Source organism: Chitinophaga sp. W2I13 (genome assembly GCF_050434005.1).
Classification (GTDB): Bacteria; Bacteroidota; Bacteroidia; order Chitinophagales; family Chitinophagaceae; genus Chitinophaga.
Genome location: NZ_JBNPWD010000001.1, coordinates 1,923,957 through 1,940,422, shown reverse-complemented (window position 1 = coordinate 1,940,422; position 16,466 = coordinate 1,923,957). Strand labels below are relative to the sequence as shown.

Here is a 16,466-nt window from a genome sequence, read left to right as displayed (position 1 = left end):
ACAAACTTCTCTTGTGTTATTGTAATACGTCCAGTATCGGATGATCGATGCCCTGCAAGGTGTTGGCAGCGGGCTTGATCAGTTCCAGAACAGTAATTTTATTGCTGCCTTTTTTCAGCCATTCAGCAGGTACATACAAGGTTTGTTGCGGACCTACCTGCCAGTATCTGCCCAGGTGGTGTCCATTGATCCATACGGCTCCTTTGCCCCACTGCGTCATATCCAGGTAGGTGTCGCCGGTAGAGGAAAGCGTAAAGCTGCCTTCTTTCAGCACCGGTGCGTCCGTACCGGCAGCGGAAGGCTTTACAGCCGGCTGAACATCAAAGGGCAGTTTAAATTGCAGCCACTGATGAATAGCCTGGCCATTAAATAATACCTGGCCGGCAATACCTTTTTTATTTTTAAGAAGATAGGGGCCAAAATTGATACGCCCAAGATTTTCTACCAGGATATCCAGGGTAACAGTACCGGCTGGAAGCATTACCTCCACACTGTCCTGCGCCAAACGGCGGTCCAGTATAGCCACTCTTTTGCCATTCACGAACACAATACCGTAATCACGTAGATCTTTTATTTTCAGCAGGCCACTATGCCCACCGGGAACGGTAGTGCGATACAGCACAAATCCATAAGCCTGGTTAAGGTCTTCAAACGTTAACGGATCTACGCTTTTAATGGCCACGGGCAATTTGCTGAAAACTGCTGCGCTGCGTTCAAAGGTGATCTGTGGGGTGGTGATCACCGGTTTCTTTGCGGGAACTTCAGGTAAAGTTACACCTGCCGGCAGATGCCTGGCTATCACTTCGCGGAACTTCATGAATTTTGGCGTGGCATTTCCTGCTTCATCCAGTGGTGCATCATAGTCGTAACTGCTGATCTGCGGCTCATAAGGGCTCTTATTATTATAGTTTGCGCCATTCATATAGCCACGGGTAGTGCCACCGTGAAACATGTACATGTTAATGGAAATGCCGGCTGCGAGTACACGATCCAGGCGGTCGAGGAAGTTTTCATAAGGAATGGTATGGTGCTTTTGTCCCCAGGAATCAAACCAGGCAGGGTACCATTCCGCAATATAAAACGGCCCTTTGCCATTGTGGTTTTCTCTCACCAGCTGCTTTACTTTTTGCGGATCATCGATGCCGTTTACAGCCGGCAGCAAACCAGGCAAATGCCCTTTGGCTACATCGGCTGCGGGATCGCAGGTGTAAAGCAGCCCGTCGAAACCTGCATCAATAAACATCTTCCGGTTAATGTCGAGGTAGCTTTTATCATTGGAATAAGAACCATATTCATTTTCTATCTGCACCATCAGGATGTTGCCGCCGTGATTTATCTGCAAGCCCGATAGTTGTTTTCCAACTGCCTTGATGTAATTATTATAAGCGGCGAGGTATTGCGGTTCTTTACTACGTACTTCGAGACCCTTTATGTTCTGCAGCCAGTATGGATATCCGCCAAATTCCCATTCGGCGCAGGCATACGGACTAGGGCGTAACACCACCCACAACCCTTCTTCCTGTGCTATTTTTACAAAGGCGGCTACATCGTTGTTGCCGGAAAAATCATAATGTCCTTTTTCAGGCTCGTGCATGTTCCAGAACACGTAAGTGCCTACGGTATTCAGTCCCATTGCCTTTGCCATTTTCAGGCGGTCACGCCAGCTTTCACGCGGCACGCGCAGGTAATGGATCTCTCCTGAAATCATCTGGAAAGGTTTGCCGTCCAGCAGGAAGGCGGAGTCGCCGAGCTGGAAAGTGTGTTGTGCAAACAACTGTATGCTGCACAATACCATTAAAATTACAACGCTTAGTTTTTTCATTATCTACTGTTTATTGCTTAGGTTACCTGTCAATGTAACTACTGACTGTGGCGGAATGTGAATAATGTTACCGGAAATATAGCCTGGCTTTAGGTTTTCCTTTGCGCTGGTGGTATAGCTGCGCATACTGCCTGCTTTTAGCTCCCTGCAGTGTATGTTGGCGTTGGCGGCAGTGCTGCCGTTGTTAATCACTACTATCCGGAGGGTATTATCTTTGTTTTTATAAGCAGACAGATAGAGATTTTTCGACGCTGCGCTATCGCTCATAACTGCCTGCACCCTGGTAGCGCCGGGTCTTATAAACCGGCTGTAGTTACCTAATACCCACATCATTTTGGTATCACGCAGTTGCCCGTCTGTTTTATTTTTATCGATATAAATCAATCCGTCTTTATAATTATACGGCGAAATGGCCAGCCACCATTGCCAGGCAGCGGCATTTGCAATAGTAAGATCGGAGTGGATTACACGCGCCATATAAAGCGCTGCATCCATGCCCAGGTCTACACCGGCGCCATTTATTTCTCCCGCGTTATCTCCCAGTATGCAATATTCCGATTGCCAGAATTCCAGCCCGTTCAGGGCGGTATGCAGCCGTTTTCGTATAGCTGTGGCCGTATCTTCCGGGGAAGTAGTGAAATAACTATGTGCGGCGATGCCTTTGTATACATTAAGGAGGTTGCCCACGTAAGTCCGGCTCTGCGGATCAAAGAAGGCATTTATCTGTGAGCCTTTGTCCGGCTTATCTTCCGGGGCATAGAGGTAATTGATTTTTCCTGCTTCTGTAATCAGTATGTTAACCGGCAGTTTTGCTTCGCTGAAAGTTTTACTGATGGTTTTGGTAAAGCCGGCAATCTGTTCATTATTATAAGGGCAGCCTTCCTGTCCGCCATCGCTCCAGTCCCACTGCGGTTCATTTACCGGGCTGATATAGTTGATACTAACGCCCGTGGCTACACGTATTCCCTGCACTACCTCTTTCAGGAAAACAGCGGCAGCAGCGTACTTATCCGGGGAGAGATTGCATTGTCCCTTGTCAGCAAAGGCTTTGCCGTTGCTGGTAAACGCTGCCGGCGGGCTATTCAGGAAACCCAGGAAATCCGTAACGCCGCGTTGTTTTGCCGCCTGTAAAAACCACAACTGGCCGGATTGTTTCTTCCAGTTGTAGGTATGATCCGCCTGCAGAAAGGATTCCGCGCGGCGCCATTCGTCTTTGATGCCACTGTTATCGCCTTGTTCCGCACTGCCGGCGCCGATGTTAAAACGCCACATAGACAAGCCAATGCCTTTGGGCTGGCCGTTGGCGGTGGTATCGGTGCTAAACAGCCAGTCGGCTATCTGGTTACGTTTGCTATCCGGCCAGTTGCCGGTAAACTGACCCGCCCACGCATCCGAAGCCGCGAAGTTGCGGATCGTTTGCGCCGGTTTATGTAGGTCGATGTTTACCTGGATAATGTTGCTGTTGCTTTGTTGCGATAATGCAGTATGCAGCGCAAAGCACAGCGGCAGTGAGCAAATGATTTTTTTCATGTTCCTAAAACGCTTTGCTTCACACAAAGCCGCCGGAAAATAGCAAAATGCCCGTTAAATATTTTTCAATTATGATAACCGGCAGGCTAACATAGCAGCTTTGTGTGAAGCGGATGAGTGTTTAATAACCCTTGTTCTGCTCCAACAGGCCATTGGAAGACAGAATTTCTGTTCTCGGAATCGGCAGCCAGTAATTTTTTTCAGCGAACAACCGGCCGGCAAGCGCTACTTTTCTAGTATACGTATATACGCCACTGTTATTAACGCTGATGTTGATGCCGTAAGCAGGAACATTTTCTGTTACAATAGCTGTTCTCCAGCGCCGTACATCATAAAAGCGATGTTCCTCAAATGCCAGTTCTACCTGTCTTTCATGATGAATAGCCTCACGCATCTGGTCTTTACTCAGGCCAGCCGGAAGCACCGGTTGCTGTACACTGGCACGCTGCCGGATCTGGTTAACCGCGGCGTATACGCTGGCGTCAGGCCCTGCTGCTTCATTTTGTGCCTCTGCATAGTTCAGCAATACTTCTGCATAACGTAAATAGATCCAGGGCTGTAATCCGGCTACGTCCCAGGGATTATCGATCGGGTTTTTATCGTCCATGAATTTTTTAAGATAGTAGCCTGTTTTAGTAGAGTTCCAGTTGGAAGGGCCATCCTTTCCATCTTTTCCACCGGGAGAAAATGGTTGTACAGTAGATCCCCTGTAAGGTGCGCCATTATAAAGGATAGTGGCGTAAAAACGGGCATCCCTGTTCGCATACGGCTGTTGGGCGTTATAGCCGGATGTTGGATCGGTGATCAGTTTACCATTTTTCATTTCATAGGCATCTACCATGTTCTGCAGCGGCGTATTACCTGCCCATCCGCCGTAACCGTTTGGTCCGTTGGATATTTCCAGGCACACGTGGCGGGCGCCTACGGCGTATTGCCGTGCAAAAATGATTTCATTGTTATCTGCTTTCAGGAACAATTGGCTGTAGTCTGCTGCCAGGGAAAACTTCGACAGGTTCATCACTGCTTTGGCAGCATCGGCGGCGGCTTGCCAGGTGCCAACGTTGTACAACGGACTTGCTGCATATAATAATAAGCGTGCTTTCAGCGCCATGGCAACGGCCTGGGTAGCCCTGCCGGTCTGCCAGCTGCCGTCGTTGTCAACCGGCAGGTCTGCTGCTGCGGCAGTGAGTTCGCTTACGGCATAATTCATGGATTCCTGCAGGGTGGCCCTTTTAAATAAAGCCGGATCTGTAAGGTCGCTGGTGAGCTGGTACTCTTTATCACCCATCAGCACCACGCCGCCATAATTGCGGATCAGGTCATGGTACCGGAACGCCCGGATAAAGCGCAACTCTGCGGTCAGCTTTTTACGGAGAGAGGCGCTCATTTCCACGCTGTCGATGTTATTCAGTGCGTAATTACATTCCCGGATACTGCGATAGCTTCTTCCCCAGATAGTACCTGCAATGCCGGTATTTTCCGGTGCAATCTGCCCTTGTTGGATCACCCAGGTATTATCGTCGTTGTTATAAATGGACTCGTCGGTGATAGAGCTCCAAAGGCCGTATTCAAAACCTCTGCCAAAACCAGGATTAGTACCTTCTCCTTCTTTATCCTGTAATTTGATGCTCGTGTACCGGTTGATCACGTAATTCTGAAACAGGGCAGAATCGCCCAGTACGGCGTCGGCCAGGATACGGTCGGTAGGCGTAATATTCAGAAAGTCCTGCTTGCAGGAGGAAAATAATCCTGCGGCAACTAAAGTTAAACTGTATATAAAGTGCGTTGTTTTCATGACTGCTTTTTTTCTGGTTTAGAATCTAACATTTACCCCCACATTGATGATCCGCTGCTGTGGATAAAACTGTCCCCTTTCATTATTTCCTTCAGGATCGTAGTCTTTTACCTTGGTAATGGTGAAAAGGTTAAATGCGTTGGCATACACTCTCAGACTGCCAATATTTATGCGGGACAGAATGTCCGGTTTGAACGTATAACCGAGCGATACATTTTTCAACCGCAGGAAAGCAGCGTTGTTGAGCCAGAAATTATTTTGGAAACGGCCGCCATTTACAGAATTAGAAGCGCGTTCATCTACTCTTGGATACGAGCCGCCGGTATTGGTGGGACTCCAGCGGTTATCTGCCCAGCTGCTGTAATAGTTACCAATGGTACCGGATTCAGGTAATACATATTGACTTACATGCGACTGTCCGGCTAATAACACCGACAAATCAAATCCTTTGTAATCACCGCCAAGTATAATACCATAGGTGATTTCAGGAATGTTGCCATACTTTGTTCTTACCTGGTCATCTGCATTAATTTGTCCGTCATTATTCACATCGCGGTAGATCAGGTCTCCCAGTTGTGCGCCCGACAGGTGTACGTTCTTATTCAGGTCATCCGCAGTCCGGAATATACCGATCACATCATACAACAGGTAATTATTCATAGGACCACCGGTTTTCCGTTGATAAGACAGTGTGCCGGGGGCCTCATCTATAAATTTGATTTCGTTCTTTGCATAGGTGATGTTACCGGAAATGTTATAGTGAAAACCGCCGCTGGTAGTGTTGTCGTAACCCAGGGTCGCTTCTATACCATTGCTGTTTACCTTACCGATATTTTCAGCAGGTACCAGCGGGAAAGCAGGATCGAATGGATTCACAATGCCGGAAGTCTGCGGCAGCGACGCATTCCGTTGGGTAAGGATCTTGGAACGCTTCTGCTGGAAGTAAATGAACTCCAGGTTGAAATGTTGCAGGAAAGCCATATTAAAACCCAGGTCCATTTTCCGCGCAATCTCCCAGGTGATATACGGGTTGCCCAGTTTGGTAAGATCAATGCCAGAAAGGATCTGGCCACCGGTTACGTATTGGTTTACGATGGAGTAGTTATCGAAATACTGGAATAAACCCACATTGTCATTTCCCAGGGTACCATAAGAGCCGCGCAGCTTCAGATCATTAATAAAACTTACGTTTTTAAACCACTCTTCTTTTGAAACGCGCCAGCCGGCAGATACGGAAGGGAAAAAGCCATACTGCTCGCCTTTCGGGAAAATAGAGGAACCGTCGTAACGGGCCTGTACTTCCAGCAGGTATTTTTCCATATAGTCATAGGCAATTCTGCCGAAATAACTTTTTCTCGTAAAACTGTAACTGGTGCCGGAATTGTTTTTATCCGTGGCAGCAGATCCTCCCTGCGACATCTCAGGCGTTTGCGGCGTTGGGAAGTTCAAGCGGATCGCACCCAAGGTATCCTGGTCAGTTTTGCTTTGCTCATAGCCAACAAGGGCCGTGATATTATGCTGGCCAAAACGACGGGCAAAGTTCAGCTTAATATTGCTGGTGATCAGCGTCATGTTCCGCTGCTGCTGGGCAAGTGAAGCCAGTCCGTTGGAACCGCCTACCACTGTTTTATCGTACGATTGTGTAGTCTGGTTATAAGTATATTCTTTATAAGGAGTGGCGAAGCTTTTATTGGAACTCCAGGATTTATCAGCCGATAAGTATCCGTCCAGCGACAACCCTTCTACACCCGGTATGGCATACGATCCTTTCAGGATACCATTAAATACCTGTGTAGGGTTGCGCGCAGTACCACCGGCGTCAGTTACCTGCATCACCGGGTTATTGTTTTCAATACCGGTAGTAGGCAATCCGTTCGGATACCTGTCCAACACGGTAGGATAAGCACGGTAAATACCCCGGAAAATGTCATCTGCACTGGTAGTAGGGTAAAGGCGGTCTTCCTCCCTGCCCGATAAATAGAGGCTTACCTTTAATCTCTTCGTTACATCTGCATCAATATTTGACCGGAAATTATACTGGTTATATTTGGTCACCCCGCTTTTGTACAATCCATCCTGGCTGATCATGCCAAGTGAAACATAATAACGCACATTTTCACTGCCACCATTTACAGAAAGACTATGTTGGTTTTGGGTGGCCACTTTCTTTAAAGTAGCTTCCTGCCAGTCGGTATTTGGGAAATTCACCGGGTCTGACCCGTCACGGAATTTCTGGAGTTGCTCGTCAGTATAAAACTGGTTCATACCACCAGCTGGATTATTATAATATTGGATTTCATTCCTGATCTGCGCATAAGTGGCAGCATCGGCCATTTTGGGCAGCCGGCTGGGAGATGAAAATCCCTGGTTAAAGCTGTAATTGATCACCGGTTTGCCGGTTTTACCCCGTTTAGTAGTGATCAGCATTACGCCGTTGGCGGCCCTGCTACCATATACCGCGGCAGATGCATCCTTCAATATCGATATGCTTTCAATATCATTGGGGTCCAGCCGTTCCAAACCACCTATCTGTCCGGGTACGCCATCTACTACCATCAGCACATCATTGTTGCCGGTAGTGGCCAGTCCGCGGATAGTAATGCGGGAACCATCCTTTCCCGGCTCGCCGGAGCGGTTGTTGGCAATAACCCCGGAAAAGCGGCCAGTGAGAGCATTGGACACGTTCGGCTGTGGACTCTGCAAAATATCAGCTCCTTTTACCACGGAAATAGATCCGGTCAGCGTAGCTTTCTTTTGAGTGCCATATCCCACTACCACTACTTCATTTACACTTTTGCTCAGGGATGTCAATGCTATTTTTAAGGGAGACAGGTTCTTTACAGGCACCGTCATCGCTTCATAGGCGATGTGGTTAAATATCAGGGTATCACCCGGTGCGGCGTTAAGGGAAAATTTGCCCTCCGCATCTGTCAGCGTACCAGTAGCTTTATTTTTTACACGTACTGTAACACCGGGAACAGGCTCACTGGCATCGGTTACTTTTCCCGTAATGGGGGTTTGTTGTGCCTGCACGTTCATTCCCATCAATAATAAGGTGATTGCCAGCATAAGTTGAAAGAAAGGTTGGCGCCGTAATAGGACAAACACCTGATGGTCCGTTCCGGATTGAAGTTGTTTCATAACGCAATAATTTAAATTGGAAGAGTGGAATACCCATTTTGGTTGCATGGAAGATGTGCGCATCTTTTCATGATACCCGCAATGTACTATGCCGGGCAGACATCATAGAGGGGGTAAATCATTTAAAAAAGGGGGTAAAATCGTAAAATATTACAGGGGTATTTCCCCCGGGCGTCTTGCCCGGAAGATATCGAAAGCGCCAACCACGGCTATTTATAGGGATTTACCCCTCTGTTTCGGTTACATTGAAGTCCCGGTTAAAGGAATGGCGGTATTTTTTTACATAATCGGAAGGGTTCATCCCAAACAGTTTTACAAACTGTTCACGGAAATATTTTACATCACCAATGCCCACCTGCATGGCTGCCTGCGTAATGGTGTAGTTTTCCTTGAGCAGCAAAACGGCTGCCTTCCGGAGGCGGATGGACCGGATAAAGGAATTGATGGTTTGACCGGAAATGGATTTTACCTTTTTATACAAACTGGAGTGGCTCATCCCGATTTCCAGGGTGAACTTTTTAATGGAGAACTCCTCGTTTTCGAGGTTGTCTTCAATGATCTCTATGCACCGTTTCAGGAAGTCCTGGTATTCGGCAGGTACCTTAATATTGCTGTTTTTGAGGGTGATGCGGTCAAAGAAGTACTGCTGCAGCAGGTTTCGGTTCTTGATGATGTTATTCACCTTGGCCATCAGCAGGTCCTTGTCAAATGGCTTGGTAATATAATCATCTGCCCCGCCTTCCAGGCCGCGGAGCCGTGTATCCGATGCGGAAGACCCGGTAAGCAGGATCACAGGGATATGACTTACAGTGTCCGTTTGTTTGATTTTACTGCATAGCTCCACCCCGTCCATACCCTGCATCTGGATGTCGCTGATCACCAGGTCGGGCATAAATTTCTGAACCGCGGCAAACCCGCTGGTACCATTGTCAGCTTCATATACAATAAATTTGTCTTTGAATAGCTGCCGGAGATATTGCCGTATTTCATCATGATCATCAATCAGCAGGATCGATTTCTTTTCGGTAATCGTGGTAGTCGTCCCTTCTGCCTCGGGAACTTCCGGTTGAGGCAAGGCCGCAACAGTGGTGAGTTCTTCGAGGAAAGCAGATTTCTGAGGTGCATTTTCCCTTAGCAGCACACCGGCAAAATGTCCGCTTCCCTTTTTCAGGGTGATATGGAAAGCGGTGCCTTTGTTGACCTCACTTTGGTAGGTAATACTGCCATGATGACTGTCGATGAAACGCTTTACCAGGTAAAGGCCAATACCAAAGCCTGTTTGCAGCGACTCCTTCCGGTCCTGCGCCCGCTGGAATTTTTCGAAGATCCGGTTACCGGCGCTTCCTTCAATACCACAGCCACTGTCTTTTATGACAATCGTAACCTGTGCGTCATCACCGGTTACTTCAAAAATGATACTGCCGTTTTCGGGGGTGAATTTAAACGCATTGGAAAGAAGATTAAATACAGCGATTTCCAGTTTCTCACTATCGCCATATATTTCCAGTTGCGTATCGCGGCATTCAAAACGGTAGTCGATCTGTTTCATCCTCGCCTGCTGGGAAAAGCACTGGTATACTTCGTTGCACAGGTGCACAATATCCAGCCGGGAGATGTTCAGCTGATCGCCCTCCCGGTCGGCTTTGCGGAACAGCAGGAGCTGGTCCACCAGGCTAAGCAGGCGCCGGGCATTGCGGTATACCACGCTGAGATCAGGGTATTCTTTATTTTGCAGGAGCTCCTTCAGCGGGGTAATGATCAGCGTGAGCGGCGTCCGGAACTCATGGGAAATATTGGTGAAGAAGGATAATTTCTTCTCATTCAACTCTTTTTCTTTTTCATTTTCAAGATGCGCCAGCTTGATCTCATATTTCAGCCTTTCTTCCCGCGCCTTATACCGGGTGTAGGCATAAATAGCGGCCATAATGCTGCTAATGTACAGGAGATAAGCCCACCAGGTCCGGTACCAGGGCGGCAATACCACCACTGATACCGTGTGAATGGCATTGCTCCACACGCCGTCGGCATTGCTGGCTTTGATCTCAAAAACATAGCTGCCTTCCTGCAGATGCGTATAGTTGGCGGTTCTGGTTTGCCCCACATAGTTCCAGTTATTATCCCACCCCTGCAGGCGGTACGCATAGCTGATTTTATCCGGTAAGGTATATTCCAGTGCTACAAAGTCAAATGCAATGGTGGCCTTATCATAAGGCACGGTAATTTCCCTGATCTCTTCCTGGCTTCGTTTGGATACATATTGATCCAGCTCCGTCACGGAAGTATTATTAATTCTCACGGCGGTTAATAAAACCGGGGGAATTGTGGTTTGAGAATAAATACTATCCGGGTAAAAAATATTGAATCCTTTGATGCCACCAAACAGGAATTCCCCGGATTGTAATTTCAGGGCGGCATTAAAACTGAACTGGTTGCTCTGCAGTCCATCGGAAGCAGAGAAGTTGCGGAAACTCTTTTTCTTCGGGTCAAACCGCGATAAACCATTAAATGTGCTAAGCCAAAGATTGCCGGTTTTATCTTCCAGCATCCGCAGTATAGAGTTACTGGGAAGTCCTTCTGAGGTGGTAAATCGTGTATAATTTCCGCTTTTGCGGTCAAAGTTCAATAATCCGCCACCATCGGTGCCCACCCAAAACGTTCCGTTCTGGTCCTGGTGGATGGAGCGCACCGTGTAGCCAATGTTGAAACGCCGGTGCTGTTTCCGGTCGCGGTCTATCCGGATAAGGGTGGAATAATTGCCTCCCCACAGCTGGCCATCCCTGTCTTCTGCCAGGCATTGCAGGTTTACCAGGCTGCTGTCGAAAAGTTCAAAACGGTTTTGCTGCCGGTTAAACAGGTACAGGGTGCCGTTGTTGGTGGTGCTGGCCCAAAGTTGTTGCTGCCGGTCTTCATACACGGTCCACACATTGTTTTCGGCAGTGCGGGTGTAAGGATTAAAACATACAAAGTGTTCAAAAGTGCCGGTGGCAGCGTTATACCTGTTTACGCCGCCAAACCAGGTGGAAATCCACAGGTTCTGCCGGGCGTCCTGGATAATGGAGGTAATAAAGTTGCTGCTGATATCCGTATTACTGTTGCCGGTATGTTTATAGGTGGTCCAGGTATTGTTTTCCCTGTTCCAGTATTTAAGCCCTCCGCCATCAGTACCTATCCAGATATTTTTGTAGTTGTCTTCACAAAAAGAGAAGATAAAATTGTCCACTACGCGGGCCACCGGGTCCCTGTTGGGCATATTAAATTCAAACGGGTTGCGTTTGGGTTCTACAATGTTGATGCCGCCACGCAGGGTGCCAATCCATTTGCGGCCCTGACGGTCTTCATAAATGGAATACACGGCATTGCTGCTCAGTTGTTGTTCGCCAGCGGTGGTAAAAGATTTGGCGGTACTGTTGGCGGTATTCACCAGGTAAATACCATTACCATCCGAGGCGCTCCACATTGTCCCGTCCTTATCGATATACAGGTTAACGATCTTGCTGTTTACGGGCAGTACATTTTCTGAATATTTGCCGGTGGCAGGAACGTAGCGGAATACCCCGGCATCTGTACCCAGCCAGATGTTGCCGGCTCCATCTGCCGTAAGGCAATTGCCCCTGCTGATATCCCTGTTGATGATGGTCAACTGCTGCCTCGCAATATCATATTTGCACAAACCTACATGTTGTACAAATACCCAGGCTGCAGTTCCGCTGAATTCAATGGCAGTTACTTCATAATCGGTAACATCGCCGTGGTACATCGTTAAAGGAATCTGTTTGCCGGCAGACTGCCGGCTGTTAAACAGCAATAACCCGCTTTTTTCGGTGCCGATTAAAATATTGCCGGTTTCATCTGATTTTATGGTATGCGTATTTTCGCTGATGATCCGGGAAGTGTTGCTGTGAAGGGGCAGGTAGCACGGCAGTGTGAATTTTTCGCTCACCGGGTTGAAAACACAAACGCCTCTTCGCCCGCCTACCCATAACTGGTGATGGATGTCATCGGCCAGGGTGTATACACCATTATCCACGAGGGAACTGCTGTCATTAATTTTATTCCGGTAGATCCTGAATTTATAGCCGTCAAACCTGTTTAGTCCGTCGTAAGTACCAAACCACATAAAGCCTTTGTGGTCCTGGTATACACTGGTAACGGCATTGTTGGAAAGACCGTCCTCTATACCCAGGTATCTGATGGGGTAACCAATAGCGAAGCTATCTCCCGTTACCATTCCTAACAGTAATAAAATAAAACAAAATTTCCTCACATGGTGCATAGGCTCATTTTAACAGCCATAAAGCTATTATTTCTGCCAGAGATTACCACCATCAATCTTCTTACTGATTTAACTCTTCTACTGTTTGCTTTACCCGGTAAATTCTTCCTTTCCATATTTTCCACTGGAAATAAGCCTGTACACCAACAATGATAACGAGCGGGATCAATGTCAGGTACTTTTGCTGCGTCCAGCGAATGCTGGCAAGAAAGAATGCAAAGATGCCCGCAAAGGCAAGGATTTTTGTGAAGATGGTAATCAGCGCGTACTTCCTGATATTGTGCAATTTTTTTCGCATGCTCTCCAGCAGGTTGTATTCCACCGCAGGACTGCGGGCCAATACATACCCTGTAACACTTTGTGCCAGCATACATAATATCGATACCACCAACAGCAGGTTCAGGTAATATGGTTTTTTGTCGCCGTCAAAAAAATCATAGTATACGATCAGGAAAATACTGTATCCGATGGCTTCCAGTATCACCTGTTTTCTAATATCTTTTAATACGGGAGAAGTGTGTTTGCCGATGATAGCGGAAATGTCCCGGTCAGGGGTGGGAGCGTTGTCCCATGCTGATTTTAGAGGATCCATGTGTTTATAATTTTAGAATATTTTTGATCTTGCTTTTAATCCTGTTAAGTTTTACGCCCACATAATTTTCATCTATGCCAATAATATCTGCAATTTCCTGGTAGCTCATATCTCCCAGATACAGTGCAATGATGGCTTTTTCAGCATCAGTCAGTTGTTTGAGTGCTGCAAAAAGCTGTTCCTGTTGTACTGATGCCGCCGCATTGTTAGAGCTGTCGGGCAGTTCCGGCAAACTATCGGTATAGGTAATATCGGGTTTCTTCCGGCGGAAGTCGGCCAGCGCGGTATTGAGTGCCACCCGGTAAATCCAGGTGCTGATGCGGGCATTGCCTTCAAAAGAAGGATATGATTTCCAAAGCTGATAGATCATCTCCTGGAACAGGTCTTCCCTGTCTTCCCGGCTATCGCGGTACAGGCGGCACAACTTATGCAGGATGCCCTGGTGCTGCTGTATGGTATCGAGAAATGCGGGTTTGTCCATGCAGGGTATTTATCAGGGTTAGTTGCAGGATGCGGAAAAAACTTACACTTTCACAAAGAAATTATTGATCCGTTACCAGATCACCTTGTTCACCGTAGCCCAATTGCGGGTAGTACAGGGAAGCCCGAGCTTTTTTTCCAGTCGCGTAATCACATCGAGGGGTTTGGTTTCCAGGTCTTTCCGTATAAGGGTATACACTTCGCGGCCGTTCATATGCAGGGTTTCCGCGGCCGACTGCAGCGAGGCAATCACGGATGCGGCATGTGCGCCGGCGTCGGCAGAGAGGAAGGTGATGTACACCTGCGTGGTTTTATCCGGGATAACGCCCGGGAACGGGGTGAGTTTCACCACGTTTTCCAGTTCGGGCACCGACCGGATAATAGTGGGCACTTCAAAACCATAAGTAGTGAGCAGCAGCTTTTCTATTTTTGCAGACAGCGCCGCCGCATTATTGCTGCCGGATTCAAACATCACATTGCCACTCTGGATATAGGTGCTTACATTTTTGAAGCCTGCGGTATCCAGCTGCCGGCGCAGATCTTCCATTTTAACGGTTCGTTTTCCAACGTTTACTGCTCTTAAAAATGCAACGTATCTGGCCATGTGGTTTTCAACTTTACTTTGTATGTTTGTTTTATCATGCACTATCTACAAATCATCCACAAATTATACAACTTACCGGAAGATGCCAATCACGGTTATACAGCCGCAGAAATAGCCGCGCTGGAAGCCCGCTTACAGCTTCAATTACCGGCAGCATTGCGGCAATACTATCTTGCTATAGGTAAAAACAAAATGGTGAACGATAGTTTTAACCGTTTAACTTCCCTGGGAGAAATTGGTTTTTCGGAAGATGATCACCTGATTTTTTATGAAGAGAACCAGGCGGTGGTACTGTGGGGCATTGCCAAAGCAGATCTCGCGTTGCCGGATCCGCCGGTATTTGGTACCTACGACAGTGCCCGGCAGGAGTGGTTTACCGACGCCGATACAACGGAACATTTCCTGTTATCAATGGCCTGGTGGAATGGCGCGCTGGGTGGACTTCCATACACGGCCTTCACCGACCTGGAAGAAGACCTCACGCCGGAACACATCGCCGCCGTTACTACAAACTGGCAGGAGCAAACCGGTATTTCTAACCAGCTGCTACGTTTCTTTACCAATGATTATGAAGATATCCTTGTGCTTACTACCGAGCAGAACGGGCAGGCGAATGGTGTGTATATTGGTACCAGCCGGAAAGAAAAGTATAAAGCTATTATGGATACGCTCCACATGGAATGGAGTTACCGCATAGACCGTGATGAATAAGTAACCCACCAATACCATCCCACGGTAAACAGGATGCCGTAGAAAACGCCGCCCAGCGCGGTGGCCAGGTAATCCATGCCTTTACAGTCGATATGATGAAAGTACTCATTCACCAGTAACATTAATCCGCTTATTACGGCCACGGTAATCCAGAAGCGTGCTTTCAGCTGCAGTGATACTTTCGGGAGATTATTCACCCGCGGCAGTTTCAGAAAGAAATATAACATCACCAACAGCCCTGCTACAGAACTGAGGTATTGCATCAGGTACCACATCTTCATAGGATGATGCCATACCGTTATATCCTTTTGTAAAAAAGGTATATATGACACAAATCCCCCTTCTTCATGCGTAAACGCATCGAGAAAAAAATGCGTGAGTATGCCCAGTATAACAGAATAGATCACTACGCCATAATGTTCGCGGAAGTAGGTGTCCCAGTTAAACGGCCTGAACAGATGCAGCCGGTCGCTGGCCCACGCCGGCAGGTAAGGAAGCACTACCGGTTTTACGATGAGATGATAAACATACGCGAGCAGCAGGGCTAACGGTATATCATATACGAAAATTCCCCACCACTGATGTCCGCCACTGAAGTACGGATTCAGTAAAATGAAGTAAAGAAAGTCGGGTACCATACTGCCGATGATTAAACCGGTTGCTGACAGGTATTTGCCGGAGGTATTTACAAAGGGGACAACTATCGCTGCATGTGATATCGTAAATGGCATCTTCGGGAATTGTCTAATAAATTTAATTGAATTTTAATAAATCTGGTAAGGAAATGTTAATGTTATAATCGTCCACCATTTCCGGTAAAATGTCCAACGTCATTGCTGTGATTTACACTTATTTTTATTAAGTCTTTGAAAACATAAAAAACAATGTGCTATGACAAACTGGAAAATTGATGAATCACACAGCGAAATAGGATTCAAAGTTAAGCATCTCATGATTACAAACGTGAGTGGATATTTTACACGGTTTACCGGGAAAATTCAAACAGAGAGCGATGATTTTCGTGATGCTACGATCTCTTTCGAAGCGGCAGCAGATAGTATTGACACGCAAAACCATCAACGGGATGAGCACCTGCGCAACGGCGAATTTTTTGACGCCTCCAATCACCCGAAGATCAGCTTCGTTTCTAAGAAAGTGAAGAAAATTGATGACGAGAAATACAAACTGCTCGGCGACCTCACTATTAAAGGCGAAACACATCCTATTGAACTGGATGTGGTGCATGCGGGCGTAACCGTAGATCCTTACGGTCAGACCAAAGCCGGTTTTGCACTCAGGGGCCGCCTGCACAGGGCCGACTATGGTCTGCGCTGGAATGCCACCACCGAAGCCGGGGGGATTGTGCTCAGCGACGAAGTGAAACTCAACATGGAAATACAACTGGTGAAAGAATAGCTTTCCCTGCAACGTATAATGGCGTGGAGAAGAAGGGATTTCCCTTCTTCTCCACGCCATTTTGTTAAAAAAGGAAAGCTAACAGCTATTGGCTATCTTTGT

Annotated in this window: 11 protein-coding genes; 2 read left to right on the top strand and 9 right to left on the bottom strand. The window is 47.4% G+C overall.

The features are described 5' to 3' along the window. Positions 1–16 precede the first annotated feature (16 nt). The 8 genes from QFZ48_RS07750 to QFZ48_RS07715 all read right to left on the bottom strand — a co-directional run bounded on the left by QFZ48_RS07750 (position 17) and on the right by QFZ48_RS07715 (position 14,237). A complete protein-coding gene (locus QFZ48_RS07750) occupies positions 17–1,822 on the bottom strand; it encodes a beta-galactosidase (RefSeq protein WP_429061831.1) in 1,806 nt (601 codons plus the stop codon). A 3-nt stretch (positions 1,823–1,825) separates the two neighbouring features. Next, on the bottom strand, positions 1,826–3,352 hold the full coding sequence (locus QFZ48_RS07745) for a glycoside hydrolase (protein WP_429044352.1): 1,527 nt from the start codon (positions 3,350–3,352) through the stop codon (positions 1,826–1,828). Between the two features lie 121 nt (positions 3,353–3,473). Next, the gene (locus QFZ48_RS07740) at positions 3,474–5,147 is read right to left on the bottom strand and encodes a RagB/SusD family nutrient uptake outer membrane protein (RefSeq protein ID WP_429044355.1); all 1,674 of its coding nucleotides are present in this window, start codon (positions 5,145–5,147) and stop codon (positions 3,474–3,476) included. An 18-nt stretch (positions 5,148–5,165) separates the two neighbouring features. Continuing rightward, positions 5,166–8,288 carry a SusC/RagA family TonB-linked outer membrane protein gene (locus tag QFZ48_RS07735; RefSeq protein ID WP_429061829.1) on the bottom strand — a complete coding sequence of 1,041 codons (3,123 nt, stop codon included), beginning with the start codon at positions 8,286–8,288 and terminating at the stop codon, positions 5,166–5,168. 223 nt (positions 8,289–8,511) lie between these two features. Further along, entirely contained in the window at positions 8,512–12,561 is a 4,050-nt protein-coding gene (locus tag QFZ48_RS07730; protein ID WP_429061827.1) for a hybrid sensor histidine kinase/response regulator, read from the bottom strand. A 61-nt stretch (positions 12,562–12,622) separates the two neighbouring features. Continuing rightward, on the bottom strand, positions 12,623–13,153 hold the full coding sequence (locus tag QFZ48_RS07725) for a hypothetical protein (protein ID WP_429061826.1): 531 nt from the start codon (positions 13,151–13,153) through the stop codon (positions 12,623–12,625). A gap of 4 nt (positions 13,154–13,157) precedes the next feature. Then, a complete protein-coding gene (locus QFZ48_RS07720) occupies positions 13,158–13,634 on the bottom strand; it encodes an RNA polymerase sigma factor (protein ID WP_429044363.1) in 477 nt (158 codons plus the stop codon). Positions 13,635–13,706: 72 nt separating this feature from the next. Beyond that, a complete protein-coding gene (locus tag QFZ48_RS07715; protein WP_429061824.1) occupies positions 13,707–14,237 on the bottom strand; it encodes a DUF1697 domain-containing protein in 531 nt (176 codons plus the stop codon). Between the two features lie 36 nt (positions 14,238–14,273). On the opposite strand from QFZ48_RS07715, the gene QFZ48_RS07710 reads away from it, so the two are divergent. Continuing rightward, a complete protein-coding gene (locus QFZ48_RS07710) occupies positions 14,274–14,948 on the top strand; it encodes an SMI1/KNR4 family protein (protein WP_429061823.1) in 675 nt (224 codons plus the stop codon). Here the strand turns inward: QFZ48_RS07710 and QFZ48_RS07705 are convergent. Next, positions 14,924–15,679: a DUF4184 family protein gene (locus QFZ48_RS07705; RefSeq protein ID WP_429061821.1), complete on the bottom strand. Its 756-nt coding sequence runs from the start codon at positions 15,677–15,679 to the stop codon at positions 14,924–14,926. The genes QFZ48_RS07710 and QFZ48_RS07705 overlap by 25 nt on opposite strands. A gap of 160 nt (positions 15,680–15,839) precedes the next feature. On the opposite strand from QFZ48_RS07705, the gene QFZ48_RS07700 reads away from it, so the two are divergent. Next, positions 15,840–16,364 carry a YceI family protein gene (locus QFZ48_RS07700; protein ID WP_429061820.1) on the top strand — a complete coding sequence of 175 codons (525 nt, stop codon included), beginning with the start codon at positions 15,840–15,842 and terminating at the stop codon, positions 16,362–16,364. Positions 16,365–16,466 lie beyond the last annotated feature (102 nt).